At 37.3% G+C, this 18,237-nt stretch carries 21 protein-coding genes; 13 read left to right on the forward strand and 8 right to left on the reverse strand.

The window, feature by feature from the left end:
• Positions 1-4: 4 nt before the first annotated feature.
• Positions 5-1,363, reverse strand: coding sequence for an acyl-CoA dehydrogenase family protein (locus tag AC3WV0_RS11120; RefSeq protein WP_488846148.1), 1,359 nt, complete (start codon positions 1,361-1,363; stop codon positions 5-7).
• Between the two features lie 203 nt (positions 1,364-1,566).
• Between AC3WV0_RS11120 and AC3WV0_RS11125 the strand changes: the two genes are divergently transcribed.
• Positions 1,567-2,475: a DUF4349 domain-containing protein gene (locus tag AC3WV0_RS11125; RefSeq protein ID WP_488846149.1), complete on the forward strand. Its 909-nt coding sequence runs from the start codon at positions 1,567-1,569 to the stop codon at positions 2,473-2,475.
• Positions 2,476-2,546: 71 nt separating this feature from the next.
• Here the strand turns inward: AC3WV0_RS11125 and AC3WV0_RS11130 are convergent, their stop codons facing one another.
• Positions 2,547-3,977 carry a glycoside hydrolase family 125 protein gene (locus AC3WV0_RS11130; protein WP_488846150.1) on the reverse strand — a complete coding sequence of 477 codons (1,431 nt, stop codon included), beginning with the start codon at positions 3,975-3,977 and terminating at the stop codon, positions 2,547-2,549.
• Positions 3,978-4,161: 184 nt separating this feature from the next.
• Between AC3WV0_RS11130 and pgi the strand changes: the two genes are divergently transcribed.
• From pgi to AC3WV0_RS11175, 9 genes are all read left to right on the forward strand, one after another.
• A complete protein-coding gene (gene pgi / locus AC3WV0_RS11135; RefSeq protein WP_488846151.1) occupies positions 4,162-5,802 on the forward strand; it encodes a glucose-6-phosphate isomerase in 1,641 nt (546 codons plus the stop codon).
• 43 nt (positions 5,803-5,845) lie between these two features.
• Positions 5,846-6,064, forward strand: coding sequence for a hypothetical protein (locus AC3WV0_RS11140; RefSeq protein WP_488846152.1), 219 nt, complete (start codon positions 5,846-5,848; stop codon positions 6,062-6,064).
• The gene (locus AC3WV0_RS11145; protein ID WP_090000595.1) at positions 6,054-6,344 is read left to right on the forward strand and encodes a type II toxin-antitoxin system RelE/ParE family toxin; all 291 of its coding nucleotides are present in this window, start codon (positions 6,054-6,056) and stop codon (positions 6,342-6,344) included. Before AC3WV0_RS11140 ends, AC3WV0_RS11145 begins: the two co-directional genes overlap by 11 nt.
• 31 nt (positions 6,345-6,375) lie before the next feature.
• Entirely contained in the window at positions 6,376-7,260 is an 885-nt protein-coding gene (locus AC3WV0_RS11150; protein WP_488846153.1) for a bifunctional 5,10-methylenetetrahydrofolate dehydrogenase/5,10-methenyltetrahydrofolate cyclohydrolase, read from the forward strand.
• A gap of 7 nt (positions 7,261-7,267) precedes the next feature.
• Positions 7,268-7,897, forward strand: coding sequence for a 7-carboxy-7-deazaguanine synthase QueE (locus tag AC3WV0_RS11155; protein ID WP_488846154.1), 630 nt, complete (start codon positions 7,268-7,270; stop codon positions 7,895-7,897).
• 41 nt (positions 7,898-7,938) lie between these two features.
• Positions 7,939-9,309 carry an exopolysaccharide biosynthesis polyprenyl glycosylphosphotransferase gene (locus AC3WV0_RS11160; protein ID WP_488846155.1) on the forward strand — a complete coding sequence of 457 codons (1,371 nt, stop codon included), beginning with the start codon at positions 7,939-7,941 and terminating at the stop codon, positions 9,307-9,309.
• Positions 9,310-9,413: 104 nt separating this feature from the next.
• A complete protein-coding gene (locus AC3WV0_RS11165) occupies positions 9,414-10,166 on the forward strand; it encodes an MlaE family ABC transporter permease (RefSeq protein WP_488846156.1) in 753 nt (250 codons plus the stop codon).
• Positions 10,166-10,981: an ABC transporter ATP-binding protein gene (locus tag AC3WV0_RS11170; protein ID WP_090000591.1), complete on the forward strand. Its 816-nt coding sequence runs from the start codon at positions 10,166-10,168 to the stop codon at positions 10,979-10,981. Before AC3WV0_RS11165 ends, AC3WV0_RS11170 begins: the two co-directional genes overlap by 1 nt.
• Positions 10,965-11,579, forward strand: coding sequence for an outer membrane beta-barrel protein (locus AC3WV0_RS11175; RefSeq protein ID WP_488846157.1), 615 nt, complete (start codon positions 10,965-10,967; stop codon positions 11,577-11,579). Before AC3WV0_RS11170 ends, AC3WV0_RS11175 begins: the two co-directional genes overlap by 17 nt.
• A gap of 35 nt (positions 11,580-11,614) precedes the next feature.
• On the opposite strand, the gene AC3WV0_RS11180 is transcribed toward AC3WV0_RS11175, so the two are convergent.
• Together AC3WV0_RS11180 and AC3WV0_RS11185 are read right to left on the reverse strand one after the other, a co-directional pair.
• Entirely contained in the window at positions 11,615-11,929 is a 315-nt protein-coding gene (locus AC3WV0_RS11180) for a hypothetical protein (RefSeq protein WP_090000590.1), read from the reverse strand.
• Between the two features lie 91 nt (positions 11,930-12,020).
• Entirely contained in the window at positions 12,021-12,827 is an 807-nt protein-coding gene (locus AC3WV0_RS11185; protein ID WP_488846158.1) for a M48 family metallopeptidase, read from the reverse strand.
• A 106-nt stretch (positions 12,828-12,933) separates the two neighbouring features.
• Between AC3WV0_RS11185 and AC3WV0_RS11190 the strand changes: the two genes are divergently transcribed.
• Complete coding sequence (locus tag AC3WV0_RS11190; RefSeq protein ID WP_488846159.1) at positions 12,934-13,479, forward strand: DUF4251 domain-containing protein; 546 nt, start codon at positions 12,934-12,936, stop codon at positions 13,477-13,479.
• A gap of 4 nt (positions 13,480-13,483) precedes the next feature.
• Here AC3WV0_RS11190 and meaB read toward each other — a convergent pair whose 3' ends face one another.
• Entirely contained in the window at positions 13,484-14,467 is a 984-nt protein-coding gene (gene meaB / locus AC3WV0_RS11195) for a methylmalonyl Co-A mutase-associated GTPase MeaB (RefSeq protein ID WP_488846160.1), read from the reverse strand.
• 407 nt (positions 14,468-14,874) lie between these two features.
• On the opposite strand from meaB, the gene AC3WV0_RS11200 reads away from it, so the two are divergent.
• Positions 14,875-15,165, forward strand: a complete 291-nt coding sequence (locus AC3WV0_RS11200; protein WP_488846161.1) for a c-type cytochrome — start codon at positions 14,875-14,877, stop codon at positions 15,163-15,165.
• A 21-nt stretch (positions 15,166-15,186) separates the two neighbouring features.
• Entirely contained in the window at positions 15,187-15,477 is a 291-nt protein-coding gene (locus AC3WV0_RS11205) for a cytochrome C (RefSeq protein ID WP_488846162.1), read from the forward strand.
• Between the two features lie 35 nt (positions 15,478-15,512).
• On the opposite strand, the gene AC3WV0_RS11210 is transcribed toward AC3WV0_RS11205, so the two are convergent.
• The 3 genes from AC3WV0_RS11210 to AC3WV0_RS11220 all read right to left on the reverse strand — a co-directional run bounded on the left by AC3WV0_RS11210 (position 15,513) and on the right by AC3WV0_RS11220 (position 18,188).
• On the reverse strand, positions 15,513-16,028 hold the full coding sequence (locus AC3WV0_RS11210) for a tetratricopeptide repeat protein (RefSeq protein WP_488846163.1): 516 nt from the start codon (positions 16,026-16,028) through the stop codon (positions 15,513-15,515).
• Positions 16,009-16,713 (reverse strand): peptide chain release factor H, encoded by a 705-nt coding sequence (gene prfH, locus AC3WV0_RS11215; protein WP_488846164.1) that lies wholly within the window; start codon positions 16,711-16,713, stop codon positions 16,009-16,011. The genes AC3WV0_RS11210 and prfH overlap by 20 nt, the downstream gene beginning before the upstream one ends.
• A gap of 83 nt (positions 16,714-16,796) precedes the next feature.
• Positions 16,797-18,188: an RtcB family protein gene (locus AC3WV0_RS11220; RefSeq protein ID WP_488846165.1), complete on the reverse strand. Its 1,392-nt coding sequence runs from the start codon at positions 18,186-18,188 to the stop codon at positions 16,797-16,799.
• Positions 18,189-18,237 lie beyond the last annotated feature (49 nt).

Genomic DNA, 18,237 nt, shown 5'->3' on the forward strand with positions numbered 1-18,237 from the left:
GACATTAAACGAATGCACTGAAGCCTGTAATCGATCTTCCTACAATCAAGGAGTTTATCTCTTTTGTTCCTTCATAAGAATAGATGGCTTCGGCATCGGCGACGAATCTTGCGACGTCATACTCCAGCAAGATTCCGTTTCCGCCCATAACCTCGCGGGCTCTGGAAACAATATCGCGGGTTCTCATCGTGCAGAAAACTTTTGCAAGAGAAGCATGTTCATCTTTTAAAATTCCTTCATCCTGCATTTCGGAAAGCCTGAAAACCATTGTCTGCATTGCCGTAAGATTAGAAAGCATTTCCACCAAATGTCCCTGAATCATCTGGAAAGAAGCGATTGGTTTTCCAAATTGTTCTCTTTTTCTGGTGTAATCTAAAGCACTTTCATACGCTCCTCTGGCGCAACCAGTAGCCATCCAGGCCACTCCTGCCCTGGTCATCCGGAGAACTTTTGCCGTATCTTTAAATGAATTAGCATTTTGCAAACGGTTTTCTTCAGTAATAAGGCAATCTTTAAGTGTAATCAATCCGTTCTGTACGATTCTCAACGCCATCTTTCCTTTTATTTTTTCGACAGCATATCCGGGATTATCTTTTTCAACAATGAAACCTTTCACTTCGCCATCATCAAGATCTCTTGCCCAAATGATAATGATATCAGCAAATGTTGCATTTCCGATCCACTTTTTTTGTCCGTTTAAAACCCATCCCTCGGGAGTTTTTTTGCAGGTTACCGTTAAACCGCCTGCCGCTCCGGAACCGACTTCAGGCTCCGTTAATCCAAATGCTCCGATTTTTTCAAATTTCTGCATCTGAGGAAGCCATTTTTGTTTTTGTTCTTCAGAACCGCAGATATAAATCGAACCCATTGACAAGCCAGACTGTACCCCAAAGAAAGTCGCAATAGAAGCATCTACCCTAGCCATTTCCATGGCCAGCACTCCTTCCATTAAAAAAGGTAATCCGGGACAGCCGTATCCTTCATAAGTGACGCCACAAATATTCAGCTTCTGGAATTTAGGAATCAATTCATGTGGAAATTCGTCCCGCAGCCAATAATGATTCACCAAAGGTTTTACTTCTTTTTCCATAAAATCTCTTACTTTAAGCTGAATTTCCCTTTGCTCCGGGCTTAAAGTATGGTAGATATCGTAAAAATCTCCGTCGATCGGCGGAAGATCTTTCTTTTTCTTGTTGGGATCCAGCATTTTCATCATGCCTTTCAATTGCTTATCATCCAGCTTAGAGAAGTTCTCCATTAATTTAGGAAGATTTACTTTTTGGGAAATAGCACTCAGCTGATCAAAGTCAATGGATCTGAATAACTCTATCGCGTTTCTGATTTTGGAAAAAGTATTAGACATATTATTTGAAATTTAATTTGTAAAACATCAGCAAAAATCAATCCGAATATGGTATCCATGCAGACAGAACAATTTACAAATTACTGACTTCAAGATATTTAATCCACTATATATTATTTACAAAACTTTTACGTGTGATTTTCAAATATTACAAATGATTCAGCCTGAACTTTGGATTAAGCAAAACATTAAAAAATAAATCTATGAAAACAACGTACATCAGACTATCATTAGCAAGTGCCCTTTTACTGGGAATTTATTCATGTAAAAAAGGAGAAGCTACGGCAGATTATAATGCCGGTGCAGAAGCAGATTCTGCGACAACGATTATTTCAGACAGTATCTCATCTGCAGCAACGATGAGTGTAAAAGACAAACAGTTCATTAAAACCGCTAATGTGAATATGGAAGTAAAAGATGTTTATGATGCCACCATTTCCATTGAAAAATCTGTTCAGGAACTTGGAGGATTTGTAACACACAGTGATCTGAAAAGCAATGTTATTTCGGAAGATACCTATAACACATCGGATCAGGAAGCAATGCTGATTAAAAAATATCAATCAGAGAATACGATGCAGGTAAGAGTTCCGACTGCTAAGCTTGGTGAATTACTTACCTTAATAAATAACAAGAAACTATTTCTTAATTCAAGATCCATTAATGCAGAAGATGTGACTTCAGGGATAAAATATGCTGAACTGGAAGCAAAAAGAATCAAAAAAACCGAAGAAAATATTGACAAACTGAAGACCAATAAAGATAAAGTCAATATGAGTAATGAAAATATGGCAGAAGCCAATCATCAGCAATTGGCAAACATGGACGTAACTGATAATTTAAAATACAGTACTGTCGATATTTACATTAAAGAACCTAAATTAAGAGTTGCTACAATTGCTATTACCAATACCAAAAGTATTGATGATCAATATAAGTTTGACTTTGTATATGGTGTAAAATCCGCTTTCGTGGAAGGATTTTATTTAATACAAAAAATTGTAGTAGGATTGATTACTATTTGGCCAATTATATTAATCGGAGCTGGAATCGTTTATGTTGTGAGAAAAAGAAAACCTTCCAAAAAGCAACAGCCGACCACTGAAATATAAGCTATCCTAACCTTCGGTTATCAACATATATTCAACTTAAAAACCTCTGGAAAAGTCCGGAGGTTTTATGCTTAAAATTTCCACTTTAAAATTTCAGGTTTTGTTTTATGAAGATGAAGAATCAGTTCGCCAAACAATGTATTAGCCCATGCAAACCATGATCTAGTAAAATCTTTAGGATTGTCGACGTCAAAAGACTCATGTATAAATCCCGTTCCGGCGTGAGTGGCTTTAAGCATTTTCAGGCATGAAATAATTTCCTCATTGTCATCAGTTGTTAGAGCCTGCATAATCAACCCGAGTGGCCAGATCTTATGTTCTCCGATGTGAGGTCCACCGATTCCTTTGGCAAATTTTCCTTCACTGAACCACGGATTTGCTTTACTTAAAGAAAATTTTCTTGTATTCTGATAGACTGCATCATCCTTTGAGGCATATCCTAAATACGGAATCGACAATAAGTTTGGGACATTCGCATCATCCATAAATAAAGCATTTCCGAAACCATCAATCTCCAGAGCATAAATTTTTCCGGCTTCAGGATGATTTAAAACAGCATATTTCTGAATCGCTTCATCCACTTCTTTCGCTAAACCTTTAAATTGATCCGAAGATGTTTCATCTTTTAAAACTGTTGAAAAAATCTCAGCTGTCTGCCTTAAAGAGACCACAGCAAACATATTGGAAGAAATCAAAAACGGATAAAAAGTAGCATCATCCGAAGGCCTGAACATCGAATGAATTAGTCCGACTTTTTTCGTAGGATTCCCGAATCCGCCTGCAAACTGTGTGTCCAAAGGGTTTCCGTTAGACCTTTGAAAATAATATGGCCCTTTTGAATCTTTTCGCTGCTGCTCTGTAAAGGTTTGCAAAATCAAAAACATTGCTTTTTTCCAATCTTCATCAAAAACAGAATAATCTCCGGTTATTTTCCAATAATTATAAGACAACCGCATCACATAACATAAAGAATCAATTTCCCATTTTCGCTCATGAATTCCGGGTTTCATTTGTGTGGAATCATCTTTCCACTCGCTTATTTTGTTGGCATCATCAAAAAATGCATTGGCATAAGGATCAAGAAGAACACACGCAACCTGTTTATTGATTACCCCTTTAAGCAGATTTTTAAGCTTTTCATCTTCATTTGCCAGATTTAAATATGGATAAACCTGCGCCGAAGAATCTCTGAGCCACATCGCATCGATATCTCCCGTGATAACGTATGTGTAAGGTTTATTATTTTTATGATAAAATTTTACCGTTGTATCTAAAGTATTAGGGAAACAATTTTCGAACATCCAGGCCAGCTCCCGGTCAGCAATTGATTTTTTGATATCTTTAATGGTTCTTTCAACGGCTTCTGAGATAAATTTCCTCTGAGAAATTGCGGGCCTTTTTGAGACATAATCTTCTGAATAAATAAATTTTGCAGATGCAGGCAGTGCAAAAAAGCCAAGCCCTAATGATGATTTCTTGATAAAATTACGTCTGTTGATCATTGTGCCTATAATATTTGATTTTAAAAATAATGATTTTAGAATTAACACCAAATCGCGGACTGATTTTTAATCATCCATTAACATCATTGGATTAAAATTGCGTAAATTTGCAATCAGTAATTTTGTATAGGGATTTGGCATTCAACCATCCTAATTCCCAAGTCACAATCTAATTTCTAAATATATGCTATCAAAAATAAATCCTACCCAAACCAACAGCTGGAAAGCGCTTGATGATCAATTTGCTAACAATGATTTTGATTTAAGAAGTCTTTTTAACGACAATCCGAATCGTTTTAATGAATTTTCCATCAAAAGAACCAACTTTTTGTTTGATTATTCTAAAAATCTGATTGATTCTAAAGTAAAAGGCCTTTTGCTGAATCTTGCTGAAGAATGTGAGCTGAAAGATGCAATCTCCAAGATGTTTTCCGGTGATAAAATCAATGAAACGGAAGGAAGAGCGGTTCTGCATACAGCTTTGAGAGATTTCTCCGACAAAGAAATTGTAGTGGACGGACAAAATATCAAACCTCAGATCAAAAGAGTGCTTGATCATATGAAATCTTTTTCCGAAAGCATTATTTCAGGCGCTCACAAAGGTTTCAGCGGAAAAGAAATTACGGATGTTGTAAATATTGGAATCGGCGGTTCAGATTTGGGGCCTGTGATGGTAGTTTCGGCTTTAAAACATTTTAAAACCAGACTCAATGTTCATTTTGTTTCTAATGTAGATGGTAATCATATTGCAGAAGTTGTAAAAAATTTAAATCCTGAAACCACTTTATTCATCATTGCTTCTAAAACATTCACGACTCAGGAAACGATGACGAATGCTCATTCTGCAAGAGACTGGTTCTTAAAAGCAGGAAAACAGGAAGATGTAGCAAAACATTTCGTGGCTTTATCAACTAACGTTCAAGCTGTTAAAGACTTCGGAATTGCAGAAGAGAACATCTTCGAATTCTGGGACTGGGTTGGCGGAAGATACTCATTGTGGAGTGCAATTGGCTTAAGTATCGTTTTGGCAGTGGGTTATGAAAACTTCGAACAGCTGCTTAGAGGAGCATATGATACAGACCAGCATTTTCAGACAGCCGATTTTGCTGAAAATATTCCTGTTTTAATGGGATTGATCGGAATTTGGTACCGTAACTTCTATGCGGCGACCACATATGCAATTCTTCCTTACTCTCAATATTTAGACAGGTTCCCTGCATATTTCCAACAGGGAGATATGGAAAGTAATGGAAAATGTGTTGACAGAAACGGTGAATTTGTAGAATATGAAACCGGGCCAATTATCTGGGGAGAACCCGGAACAAACGGCCAACATGCTTTCTATCAGCTGATTCACCAGGGAACAGAATTGATTCCTGCAGATTTTATTGCTTATGCTACAAGTCCGAATAAAGTTTCGGATCATCAGGATAAATTATTAGCGAACTTTTTTGCTCAGACTGAGGCACTTGCCTTTGGAAAAACAGAAGAAGAAGTTGAAGCAGAATTAAAAGCTTCAGGAAAATCTGACGAGGAAATTGAGTTTTTATTAAACTATAAGGTCTTTCACGGAAATACACCTACCAACTCTATATTATTCAATGAATTAACTCCTTTTTCATTAGGGCAGCTGATTGCTTTGTACGAGCATAAAATATTTGTTCAGGGTGTCATCTGGAATATTTTCAGTTTCGACCAGTTCGGCGTGGAATTAGGAAAAGTTTTAGCCAATAAAATCCTTCCGGAACTTGAAAGCAATGAGACGGTTAGCTCACATGATTCTTCAACCAACGGACTGATTAATTATTATAAAGCAAACAAATAAATTATTGCTGATTTTCATTAATTTTGATTAAAAATAAAAACACATGAGTACCATTACGATACATCTTAAAGATAAGGAAGAAGAAACTTTAATGGAAAATCTTTTGAAAAAAATGAAAATCAGCTTTGAAAAAAATGAGGATGATTTTGAGCTTACGGATGAAATGAAAAGGGTGATTGATGAAAGAAAAGCCAAAAATCACAAAGAGTTTACTCCGGCAAGAGACTTTTTAAAAAAATTGAAAAACAATCATGGCATTTGAAATTTTCCAATATCCCGAGGCAGATGAGGATATTTTGGAAGCTGTAAATTATTATAAAGAAATTTCAAACACCATTGCATCTAACTTTGAAAAACAAATTTCAAAAGCCTATGATCAATTAGAAAGAAATCCTTTTTTTCAAATTCGATATGATGATGTGAGAGCACTTCCTCTTAAAAAGTTTCCTTACATCATTTTATTTCATATTGACGAAATTAAAAAATTCGTTTATGTAATTTCCGTTTTCTGCACTCATCAGAATCCGGAAAAATATCCCTAAAGTCTAATAGTAAAAAGTAATAAAAGTAAAAATGGCAGAAATTCTTGACGGATTAAAAATATCCAAAGAAATAAAACAGGAAATTAAGGCTGAAGTTGAAAAAATTGTTGCTGGAAAAAGAAGAGCTCCACATTTGGTAGCCATTCTTGTAGGAAACAATGGGGCAAGCAAAGCCTATGTCAATTCAAAAGTAAAAGACTGCGAAGAAGTTGGTTTTCAATCAAGCTTAGTTAAATTTCCAAGTACGGTTTCTGAATCTGAATTATTGGAAAAAATTGATGAATTAAATAAATCCAAAGCGGTGGACGGATTCATCGTTCAGTTGCCTTTACCGGATCAGATCGATCAGGAAAAAATTATTAATGCTATTGATCCAAGAAAAGATGTTGATGGTTTCCACCCGGAAAACTTCGGAAGAATGGCGTTGGAAATGGATACTTTCCTGCCAGCTACACCGTTCGGTATTTTAACATTACTGGAAAGATACAATATTGAAACAAAAGGTAAAGACTGTGTTATCATCGGAAGAAGTAAAATTGTAGGAAGACCGATGAGTATCCTGATGGGAAGAAAAGATTTCCCTGGAAATTCTACAGTGACATTGACACATTCATACACAAAAGATATTGAAGAATATACTAAAAAAGCAGATATCGTTATCACAGCTTTAGGAGATCCTCATTTCTTAAAAGGGGATATGATCAAAGACGGGGCGGTAATTATTGACGTAGGTATTACAAGAGTAGACGATGACTCTCCGAAAGGATATTATCTTGCAGGTGATGTAGATTTTGAAAGCTGTGCAGCAAAAGCCAGCTGGATCACGCCTGTTCCCGGAGGTGTCGGACCTATGACAAGAGCAATGTTGATGAAAAATACCATCATTGCGTATAAGACTTCAGTCTATAACGACTAATTTTAAAATGGATTTAGTAGAAGATATATTATTAAAAGAAGGTAAAATGCTCCCTGTAATGGAGCATTTTTACACTCTTCAGGGAGAGGGAGCGCACACCGGAAAAGCAGCCTATTTCATCAGATTAGGAGGTTGCGATGTCGGATGCCACTGGTGTGACGTAAAAGAAAGCTGGGATCCGAATTTACACCCATTAATGAATGCGGAAGAAATAGCAGAAACCGCTGCAAGACACTGTAAAACAATAGTTTTAACAGGTGGAGAACCTTTAATGTGGAATCTTGATATCTTAACATCAAAATTAAAAGAGCTGGGATGCTCCGTTCATATTGAAACTTCGGGAGCCTACCCGATGAGCGGACAAATCGACTGGATTACACTTTCTCCTAAAAAAACAGGATTACCAAAAGAAGAAATCTACCAAAAAGCACACGAGCTTAAGGTGATTATTTTCAATAACAATGACTTTAAATTTGCCCAGGAACAAGCTTCAAAAGTTTCGGAAAATTGCACACTCTATCTTCAGAGCGAATGGAGCAAACGTGACGAGATGTACCCAAAAATTACAGATTTTATTTTGGAACATCCGAAATGGAGAGCATCAGTCCAGACACATAAATATCTCAATATCCCGTAAATTTATGTAAATTAGCTTTTCGTATCCGTTAATTCAGATAGATGCAGAGAATACGATATTCCAGATACCTGAAATCAATCATTATTTTGCTTGACCTTTTGGTTATTGCATCTATTTTTATATTCTTTTTTGTAACAAGAAATCAAAATCTGAAATATAACGAGGAAACCTGGTATCAGAATTCCTTTTCTTTGATATTGCTGTTTTTGTTCTGGATGCTTCTGAGTAGCAGAACAAGAATCTACAATATTCCGAGAAATCTTACGTATACCCTATTTCTGGAAAGGATTCTCATTCATTTCCTGTTGTTCATCCTTGGAGTATTATTAATTGGAAAAGTAAGTTATAACGTCTTTTTTAATTCGGACATTTACTGGCTTTCATTTTATCTTTTCTTTTTTATTTTTTTAGTCAGGTCAATGATCTTCTTCTGCATAAAATACTTGCGAAGTCTTGGTATCAATCACCGGAATATCATGTTTCTTCATGAAAACAGCTCGACAGATGTTTTAAAAAATATATTAAAAGAAAGAAAAGATTACGGCTACAAGATTTTCGAATATAGTAAGGATGAAATAAAAACAGAAGAGCTGATAGAATTCTGGAAAAAAAACGGCATTCATACCTTATTTATTCCGCTGGAGAATACTTATACCCCAACTACAGAAAAAGAAATCTTCAGGCTTGCAGAAGCTAACAAAGTGCACATCTCACTGGTTCCCAGTATAACGCAGAGTGATTTCTTTTTGTATGACATGGGATATATTCAGACACAGCCGGTTCTTAATCAGACAAAATATCCACTTGAGTTCTATTCTAATTTCTTATTGAAGAGAACTTTTGATATTGTATTTTCCGTGATCATATTGCTTGGAATCTGTTCCTGGCTATTTCCTGTTATTGCCATTCTGATTAAAATGACATCAAAAGGCCCCGTTTTTTTTATACAGGAAAGATATGGTTTTCATGAAGAAGTTTTTAAATGTATCAAATTCAGGACAATGGTGGTGAATGACCACTCTACTACAAAAACAACATCAGAAAATGATATAAGAATCACCCCATTCGGTAAATTTCTGAGAAAAACCAGCCTTGACGAGATGCCACAGTTTATTAATGTCCTTAAAGGAGACATGTCAATTGTAGGACCACGACCGCACATGCTTGCAGTAGATAATTATTACAAACCGAAGATCGGAAGATACAGCCTCAGAAGCATGGTAACACCCGGAATTACAGGCCTTGCCCAGGTAAATGGCTTACGCGGTGATGCCGGAAATGTAGAAGTGGAAATGAATAAAAGAGTTTTGGCAGATTCTTTCTATGTAAGAAACTGGAGTTTTATGCTCGATCTGGTTATTGTTTTAAAGACCATTCTCCTGGTTATTGGCGGAGATAAAAATGCAAAATAAAAATTTTGGTCTACATTATGATATACTAAAAAGAATATTGAACAGAGCCTGTATCTGATCTCAATCTTTAATTAATTAAATAAAAAAAAGTCTAATTTAGCAGAATGTTAAAAAAGTTTTTTACAGCAGTCGGAGAATACATCATCCTTCTTGGCAAATCTATGCAGAAGCCGCAGAAAATGAAAGTTTTCTGGAAGCTCCTTATGAGAGAGATCAATGACCTGGGCGTTAATTCTTTTGGCCTTGTGATTTTTACTTCTATATTCGTAGGAGCTGTTGTAGCCATTCAGATGTTCAATAATTTTGATGCTTCTTCGTTTCCCATTCCTCCTTCATTTGTAGGATACGCTACAAAAGCCGTTTTGGTTTTGGAATTTTCTCCAACCATTATCAGTCTTATTCTTGCAGGTAAAGTAGGATCTTATATCGCTTCAAGTATAGGAACAATGAGGGTTTCGGAGCAAATCGACGCTCTTGATATTATGGGTGTAAACTCTCCTAACTTTTTAATTTTACCAAAAATTGTCGCCTGTGTCATCTTTAATCCTTTACTTATTGCCATAAGTATTGTATTTGGTATCGGCGGAGGTTATGTGGCGGGTATTTTAACCGGAAACTGGACAACTAATGATTATATTGTAGGAATTCAGATGTATATGCCGAATCTGTTTATTTATTATGCATTTACGAAAACAATTGTTTTTGCTTTCATTATAGCAACAGTACCTTCTTATTACGGATACAATGTAAAAGGGGGTTCACTGGAAGTAGGTAGAGCCAGTACGCAGGCAGTGGTTTGGACAATGGTATTCATTATCCTTTCAGAATTACTATTAACCCAATTAATATTAAGCTAATGATTGAGGTAAAAGATCTTAAGAAAAGTTTTGATGAAGTTGAAGTACTTAAAGGAATTTCAACAACTTTTGATAAAGGAAAAGTAAATCTGATTATTGGGCAAAGTGGTTCCGGAAAAACCGTATTCCTAAAAAGTCTGTTGAATGTTTATCAACCCACTTCGGGAGAGATCCTTTTTGATGGCAAAGACATCAATGTCATGTCAAGGGACGAGAAGCAGCATCTTCGTTCCGAGATCGGAACGGTTTTCCAGGGAAGCGCATTGTTTGATTCTTTAACGGTTGAAGAAAACATTATGTTCCCGCTGGATATGTTTACCAATTTAACATTCAGGGAAAAGAAAAGACGTGTTTTTGAAGTAATCGGAAGGGTACATCTTGATAAAGCCAATAAGAAATTTCCCTCTGAGATTTCCGGGGGAATGCAGAAACGGGTAGCGATTGCCAGAGCGATTGTCAACAATCCTAAATATCTTTTCTGTGATGAGCCAAATTCCGGACTGGATCCTTACACTTCCAATGTAATCGACGATCTGCTGCTGGAAATTACAAAAGAGTATAATACCACGACCATCATCAATACACACGACATGAATTCTGTAATGACGATTGGCGAGAAAATTGTATACCTCAGATTAGGAATCAAAGAATGGGAAGGCAACAAAGACATTCTGATTACAGCAGGCAATAAAAATCTTATTGATTTCGTTTATTCATCAGAATTATTTAAAGAACTGAGAGAATATTTGCTTGAAAATAACAAAACCATTGATAATACAATTACAAAAATAGAAGATAATGAAAAAGATTCTTAGTATAGCGTTAATAGGTTTTTCTATATTCGCTTCCGCACAGATTTCTCTGGCAGGTAAAGCAAATATAATATTTCCTACAGGATCACCTTCATGGCAGAATATTAAAGGAACAGTAAACCAGGCGATTGAAGGAGAAGGAAAAAACAATGCCGGCTTCAACGTAGGTTTGTCTTTAAAAGTAGGATTACCTACTTCATTTTATCTAATGCCGGAATTATATTATACCAACTTTAAAAATGATTTTACGGTTGGTCCTACAACTTTTGACATCAAAAGTAGCAGGATTGACTTACCTGTACTTTTAGGGTATAATATTTTAGGAAACACATTGGGTGTTTTCATAGGTCCGGTGGCAAGTTACAACTTAGCTAAAGAAGACACATTCAACGATTTTAAAGAAAATGCAAGAGATAATTTTACCGTAGGATATCAGTTTGGTGCTCAGGTAGAAATCTCAAAGCTAATTCTGAATGCAAGATATGAAGGCGCATTCAGTAAAGACACCAGAGAATTCATTAATACCAAAATTATGGGTGAAGAGATCCGATATGACAACAGGCCAAACCTTTTCATGGTAGGCGTTGGGTATAAGTTTTAGATTAAACTTAAATAATAATATAAATCCTCAGTTCTTCAGACCTGAGGATTTTCATTTCTAAGATTGAGCTCGGCTTCACGTCTGGCGATATCTGCCGCTCTTTTCTCCAGTTCTTCTTTTTCCTGCTGAAGCTTTTGAAATTCTTTTCTTTTCTGCTCAGCTTTTATAGCGCTTCCTTTGCTTACATACCCCACCATTCCGCCGATGATTAAACCAATGCCGATACCTCCTAAAATTCCCATGATATGAGGCATTCCCAAGTCATTAATTGTAAAATTATTAGCCGTTAGATAAAACAGAAGTATAGATAACGCTAAAAGAATAAGTCCTATTATTGTTAAATTTTTCATAGTGCTGTGCTTAAGATTAATAAAACTAAATGGCCTTACCAAATTTAATAAAAATTCAATAAGGCCTTACAAGATTAAATTTCTTTAGTGATTATATTTTACCACCTGCAGCCTTATAATATTCTAAAGCTTTAGGTAAATCTTTATTAATGTCTGAAATTCTGGTTTCAGGATTTGGGTGGGTAGATAAAAATTCAGGCTGTCTCGCTCCTTTAGATGCAGCTTCCATTCTTCCCCAGAAAGGAATTGCTTCTCTCGGATCATATCCTGCCATTCCCATCAGGTAAAGTCCCATTTTGTCAGCTTCAGATTCCTGATTTCTTCCATATTTCAACAACGCGACTTGAGAACCGATAGGATATACTGCTTCAAATACGTTTGCCCATTGAGCATTTGATATAGTCCCTCCTAAGATTGCTCCGCCGTATTGTGCTACCATGGCCTGAGAAATTCTTTCATTACCATGACCCGCCAAAGCATGAGACACCTCGTGCCCCAGCACAACGGCTAGTCCGTTTTCATTTTTTGTAATTGGTAAAATTCCAGTATAAACGGCTACTTTTCCGCCTGGCATACACCATGCGTTGAGTTCATTGCTTTGAATAAGATTAAATTCCCAGCTGTAATTGGCAAGGTCTGAAGAACGACCAATAGACTGGTAGTATCTTTCAGCTGCAGATTTTATTCTCGATCCTACATTTACCACCTTTTTTGCATCTGCCGTTCCTGTGATTACTTTTGATTTATTTAACGTTGATTTATATTCCTGAGCAGACATCGTCAGGATTTCCGAATTGTTTGCCAGCTGTAAAGAAGACCTTCCCGTGATCGGGTTGGTAGTACACGCTGCAACGGTAAGAGCCATCGCTCCTATTCCTAATAAATGTGTAAATTTCATAGTTCGAGTGTTATTATTCAACCTTTACAATTTTTATTCCAAAATAAATTTCAGATCCTATATTTGCATACAATTTGATGTTTAATTTAGCAATATATATTTAATTATGAAAAAGTTAATTTCAATCATATGCATGCTCAGTTTTCTGATGTTCTTTGAAAACTGTTCATCCCAGATTAATATGGATCCTCAGGCAGTAACTGCACTGATCAATTCCCAGGACTTTTCTTTCCATGCGCAAAGAGCAAACCCTACGAATTATGACGTCATTAATGTGATGACCTCAATGCCTAATGCGCCTGCAACAAGAATACTCGACCTGTCAGGAAGCAATTACAGTGTAGATGTAAGACCCGATAAACTGGAAGTGGTATTGCCTTATTTCGGAAGAGTTTTCAATCCTTCTTACGGTGACTCTTCACAAAACAGTTACAGATTTACATCAAAAGATTTTACGGTAAACAAAAGTCAGAACAAAAAAGGGACATGGGTTGTAAGAATAAAACCCAATGATACAAACAGGGTTGATGAGATCATTCTGGAAATTACAAAATCAGGAAGAGCTTTTACATCCATTAGAAGTAATGACAGGCAGCCTATTTCTTACGACGGATACATCACAAAAAATGAAGAGCAGAAAGTGCAGCCTTAAAGTATTAGTCTTTAGACAAAAACTTTTCAACGAATAATTTTGCTTCGGTGCTTGGATTGGAAACCAGTGCTGAAGCATTTTTTTTATGAAGAATATAAGCTTCCTCCAACGAATTACTCTTCTTCATTGCTGATAAAATATATTCCTGCACCCAGTATTCAAAACGTTTTTCAGCCTGCTGGTTCCTGACTTCAGAAAACCGGTTGGCTTTCTTTTTCAGGGAGATGAATTCATCTATCTTTTCAAAAACTTCATCAAGACCTTCATTACTTAAGGCAGATCCCAGTAAAACCGGAACTTTCCAACCATTTTCTTTAGGAGGAATAAAATCTAACGCTCTTTTTAATTCGAGTCTGGTATTCTTCGCTTTCTGAAGATTCTCTTTATCAACTTTATTAATGAAGATCACATCCACCATTTCCATGATTCCACGTTTGATTCCCTGGAGCTCGTCGCCTCCACCAATGATTTTTAAAAACAGGAAAACGTCTGTAATATCTGCCACGAGAACTTCAGACTGTCCTACACCAACAGTTTCGATTAAAATATAATCATATCCCGCAGCTTCACAGATCATCATGGTTTCAAAGGTCGTATTGGCAACACCACCCAGAAATCCTGAACTTGGGGAAGGACGGATAAAAGCATTTTCTTCTTTGGCCAGTTCTTCCATTCTCGTTTTATCGCCCAGAATACTTCCTTTGTTAATAGCCGAACTTGGGTCAATAGCGAGAACGGCTACCTTTTTACCATTGGCAATAGCAAGCCTGCCGAAATTCTCAATAAAAGTTGATTTCCCTGCACCCGGAACGCCCGTTACACCCACACGGATAGAATTTCCCGTAAATGGCATAATCCCTTTCAACAATTCTTCGGCTTGCTGGCGGTGCTCGGCCTTTTTACTTTCTACTAAGGTAATGGCTTTTGCAATCAGGCGTTTGTTCCCTGACCGTATCCCATCGATTAGCTCTTCTGTAGAAAATTTCATTGATTCAAAAATAAGGATTAAAGCGTGAATGATCAATAGACAATTGGCTTCACCTGATATTTTTATCCATAATCTTTCAGTTCATCCTAAATACGTTCAGGTTTCTTTAATATATTTTCATTAAATGGGTTAATGTTGAATGAGTTTATCAATTAAAATTACCACAGATTAACATGTTGATTTTAAACGTCCTATTCGCCACTGGAAAACGTCCCGTCGTTTTATACAAAACGTCTCGAGGTTTTAGGTAAAACGTTTCGACGTTTCAGGCAAAACGTCTCGACGTTTTGCGCTACTCTCACAAACATCCCTGCACACCCCTAATTTTTATTATTTCTAAATTATCCGCCGTTTCATCAATAAGAAGTGGAATTTGCTACATTTGTTTTAATCAAATAATGTAAAACATGAAAAAAATAATCGCTGTAGCATCCTTTACTGCCGTTTTACTGGCATCCTGTACACCAAAAGCTTCTACAGCAACAGCGCCTGCAGCTGCCACTTCTACTGCCGAACAGATCGCACAGGGAAAAACAATCTTCGAAAATGCATGTGGAAGATGTCATAAACTTCCGGACCCGACTTCCCATACCTCTGTTGACTGGGTGGGAATTATGAACAGGATGGCTCCTAAAGCAAAACTTACCGATGAGCAGCACCAGTGGGTATACGATTACATCGTATCTGTGAAAAAATAATCACCTCAAAAAAATATTATTATGAAAAAATTGATGTTGGGTATGATTCTCGGTTCTGCATCATTGGTAGTATCGTGCGGACCAAAAAGCATGGCGGTAACAGGGCCGAAGTATACTTCGTCTGAACAGCTGGCACAGGGAAAAACAATCTTCGAAAACTCATGCAACAGATGTCACAAGCTTCCGGACCCCGCGAAACACGACGATCAGGGCTGGCTGAAAACGCTTAGCAGAATGGCTCCTAAGGCTAAACTAAACGAAGATCAGCACCAAATGGTTTATGACTATCTGATTTCAGTAAATAAAAAATAAGTTTCTTCAGAAGATTCTTATACAAAAAGGAGACCTCACTGGGCCTCCTTCTTCTTTTTAAGCTTGCTTTTCTTGGGCATTTTTGATTTAATAAACTTCTTGCGGTCTTTTACCAGATTCAGGCTGTACTCGGTAAAGCAGTATTTTTCAGCTTCATTCAGAAACTTAATGGCATTGGCAAAACTTCCTCTTTTCTCGGAAAGCAGCGATCTGTGTAACCATAATGTTGCTTTATCAATCCCTTTGATTTTTAATGAATAGGCGATCAGCTTTTCGGCTTCGTGAAAATCTTCATTATCCAGGAGGCATTTAATGTAATATTGCGGTGTATTCAGATTGGCCACATCGCACTGCATAGCCTCTTCGAAATACAGTTTTGCCTTTTCATAATCATTCAGCATCTCACTGTAGATCCTTCCCATCAGGCAAAGGCTGTCAGCATCCTCTGGATCGTATGACAATGCATAATTCAATGCTTCCAGGCAATCCGGCAAGCTGTATGGATAATTGTCTAAAGCCTCAAAATAATATTTATTTTTCGTTAAGGTCATTTTTGTAAGTTTTTAATTCTTTCTTCAGTTGATTTCTTTGTTTCTTGAAAGATTTTTCCTGGTAATTCTTTTTAAAATCTATTCCGGAAAATGTACGAACCGGATTCCCTCTTTGCACCTGCAGATGATTGTTCCAGGTATCCTGCATTCTTTTCTGAAGCTGAATGATATTCTGCTCCAATACTTTTTCTTTCAGCCGGATAATGGAAAGTTTCTTATTTTCCAGCTGCGAACGGGAGTCCTGTACGAAAACACTTTGGCCTGTCGGGATGTGGGTGGCGCGGACAGCCGTGTTTACTTTATTGACATTCTGCCCTCCGCTTCCCTGACTTCTCGTAGTCTGAAACTGAATATCTTTTTCATTAAATTGAATCTTCTCCAAACCTTCCAGCTCAAAAACTCCGATGAACCAATTGCTTCTTTTGTGCAGCTTGCGGAATGTACTTTTGCCTGTCCAGCAAATGCTTCCCAACCAGCTTTCAAGAAAACCCGTCAGTTCCTTTGCTTTTAAAAGCAGGGTTACCGATTTCAGCGTAAGATTTTCATCCCCATTTTCCCGGTGAATGATTTCGTAATCGATATTGTTATTTTTTGCTTCCTCAAGGAAAATCTTCAGCACCTTTGCAACTACCCATTGGCATTCTAAAGGTCCTCTTCCTGAGGTTATTTGTATGAGTTTGTCCATTGTTGTTTGATTTGTTGTCGGTTGATGGTTTTCAGTTGATCGTGCTAGATTCTAACAACAATCAACCAAAAACTAACAACCATTTATTTATCCATCCTCACGATTCTTGGCTGGAAAGTTCCCAGAATATCGACCAGTTCGCTTTGTGCATTCATGACTTCGTTGATGTCTTTGTAGGCCATCGGTGCTTCTTCCGCATTTCCACCCATTAAGGTGACGTTCTTAAGTTTCAGTTCTTTCTTAATATCATTTTGAGTAAAAAGGCTTCTGCATTCACCTCTTGAATGCGCTCTTCCGGCACCGTGAGAAGCAGAATTCAGAGAATCCGGATTTCCTTTTCCTCGCACGATAAAACCTTTTGCCGTCATAGAGCCAGGAATCATTCCCAACTCATTTTCATTTGCCGGCGTTGCGCCTTTCCGGTGAACGATAACTTCTTTCCCATTGTGGATTTCTTTCCAGGCGAAATTGTGATGGTTCTCAATTCTCGCTTTCACCCTTCCTCCTACTGCTTTCACCAATCTTCTGTGGATATCGTCGTGACAGGCTGAGGCATAGTCTCCGGCAAGATTCATGGCTGTCCAGTATTCTAATCCGAGATGCGTACTTAAATCCAGCCAGGCGAAGTTTTGCGCTTCTTTTGGCAACGGACATTGTTCCGCAGCAACTCTGGAATAGTACTGGGCGATTTCTGCTCCTAATCCCCGGGAACCGCTGTGTGAAAGAATTCCCAAATACTTTCCTTTAGGAAGCCCGATCTGCTCATCTTCTTCGGTGATTTCCACTTCTCCGAATTCTACGAAATGATTTCCTCCGCCGGAAGTTCCCATCTGTTTGATGGCTTTTCCTTTTAACCTTCTCAGGATCGGGATCATATCGAAGGTATCTCTATCGAAAATCTCGTGGTCGATGTGAGATTTGTGTGTTTCGTACATCCCGAATTTCGTATGTTCGGCCAGCGCTTTTTCATATTTATCTTTGGCTCCGTCAAGATATGAGACAGGTGTATCTAAAATACTGAGGCTCATTCTGCAGCCGATGTCCATACCGACTCCATAAGGAATTACGGCATTTTCTACGGCAAGAACACCACCAATTGGAAGTCCGTAACCGTTGTGCGCATCGGGCATTAAGGCTCCCTGAGTTGAAATCGGAAGTTTCAGTGCGGTGTAGAGCTGGTTTTTTGCTTCATCCGAAATATTGTTTCCGAAAATATTAAAAGTCGCTCTGTTTGTGTTAAGCATTCTTTTTTCTGTTTTCTTTGATGAGAGTAATGCTTCAGCAATTTGTCCGAAGGTTAAATCCTTTTCAAATTGTTCCGGATTTTGCAGGATTTCCTTTAAAAGAGATTTCACATGATGGATGTTTTTTGTTGCAAAATTTCTCTTCATAACTTCCAAAGCAATGTTTACGCTTTGATTATTAGGGTATCCTATTTTTAATATATCTTTTCCTTTAAGTTTTAAATTTCCCATTGTTGTATGATTAAAGATGTTGATTCAAACCTCATAGGTTTTTGAAACC

It is taken from the genome of Chryseobacterium sp. 27AL, assembly GCF_057815395.1.

Bases quoted from the DNA above. Each gene is read 5' to 3' on its own strand.
- AC3WV0_RS11190 (WP_488846159.1), top strand. From the start codon at position 12,934: ATGAAAAAGTTAATTTCAATCATATGCATGCTCAGTTTTCTGATGTTC.
- meaB (WP_488846160.1), bottom strand. From the start codon at position 14,467: ATGAAATTTTCTACAGAAGAGCTAATCGATGGGATACGGTCAGGGAAC.
- AC3WV0_RS11205 (WP_488846162.1), top strand. From the start codon at position 15,187: ATGAAAAAATTGATGTTGGGTATGATTCTCGGTTCTGCATCATTGGTA.
- AC3WV0_RS11185 (WP_488846158.1), bottom strand. From the start codon at position 12,827: ATGAAATTTACACATTTATTAGGAATAGGAGCGATGGCTCTTACCGTT.
- AC3WV0_RS11210 (WP_488846163.1), bottom strand. From the start codon at position 16,028: ATGACCTTAACGAAAAATAAATATTATTTTGAGGCTTTAGACAATTAT.
- AC3WV0_RS11165 (WP_488846156.1), top strand. From the start codon at position 9,414: ATGTTAAAAAAGTTTTTTACAGCAGTCGGAGAATACATCATCCTTCTT.
- AC3WV0_RS11170 (WP_090000591.1), top strand. From the start codon at position 10,166: ATGATTGAGGTAAAAGATCTTAAGAAAAGTTTTGATGAAGTTGAAGTA.
- pgi (WP_488846151.1), top strand. From the start codon at position 4,162: ATGCTATCAAAAATAAATCCTACCCAAACCAACAGCTGGAAAGCGCTT.
- AC3WV0_RS11150 (WP_488846153.1), top strand. From the start codon at position 6,376: ATGGCAGAAATTCTTGACGGATTAAAAATATCCAAAGAAATAAAACAG.
- AC3WV0_RS11175 (WP_488846157.1), top strand. From the start codon at position 10,965: ATGAAAAAGATTCTTAGTATAGCGTTAATAGGTTTTTCTATATTCGCT.
- AC3WV0_RS11180 (WP_090000590.1), bottom strand. From the start codon at position 11,929: ATGAAAAATTTAACAATAATAGGACTTATTCTTTTAGCGTTATCTATA.
- AC3WV0_RS11220 (WP_488846165.1), bottom strand. From the start codon at position 18,188: ATGGGAAATTTAAAACTTAAAGGAAAAGATATATTAAAAATAGGATAC.
- AC3WV0_RS11130 (WP_488846150.1), bottom strand. From the start codon at position 3,977: ATGATCAACAGACGTAATTTTATCAAGAAATCATCATTAGGGCTTGGC.
- AC3WV0_RS11145 (WP_090000595.1), top strand. From the start codon at position 6,054: ATGGCATTTGAAATTTTCCAATATCCCGAGGCAGATGAGGATATTTTG.
- AC3WV0_RS11160 (WP_488846155.1), top strand. From the start codon at position 7,939: ATGCAGAGAATACGATATTCCAGATACCTGAAATCAATCATTATTTTG.
- prfH (WP_488846164.1), bottom strand. From the start codon at position 16,713: ATGGACAAACTCATACAAATAACCTCAGGAAGAGGACCTTTAGAATGC.
- AC3WV0_RS11155 (WP_488846154.1), top strand. From the start codon at position 7,268: ATGGATTTAGTAGAAGATATATTATTAAAAGAAGGTAAAATGCTCCCT.
- AC3WV0_RS11120 (WP_488846148.1), bottom strand. From the start codon at position 1,363: ATGTCTAATACTTTTTCCAAAATCAGAAACGCGATAGAGTTATTCAGA.
- AC3WV0_RS11140 (WP_488846152.1), top strand. From the start codon at position 5,846: ATGAGTACCATTACGATACATCTTAAAGATAAGGAAGAAGAAACTTTA.
- AC3WV0_RS11125 (WP_488846149.1), top strand. From the start codon at position 1,567: ATGAAAACAACGTACATCAGACTATCATTAGCAAGTGCCCTTTTACTG.
- AC3WV0_RS11200 (WP_488846161.1), top strand. From the start codon at position 14,875: ATGAAAAAAATAATCGCTGTAGCATCCTTTACTGCCGTTTTACTGGCA.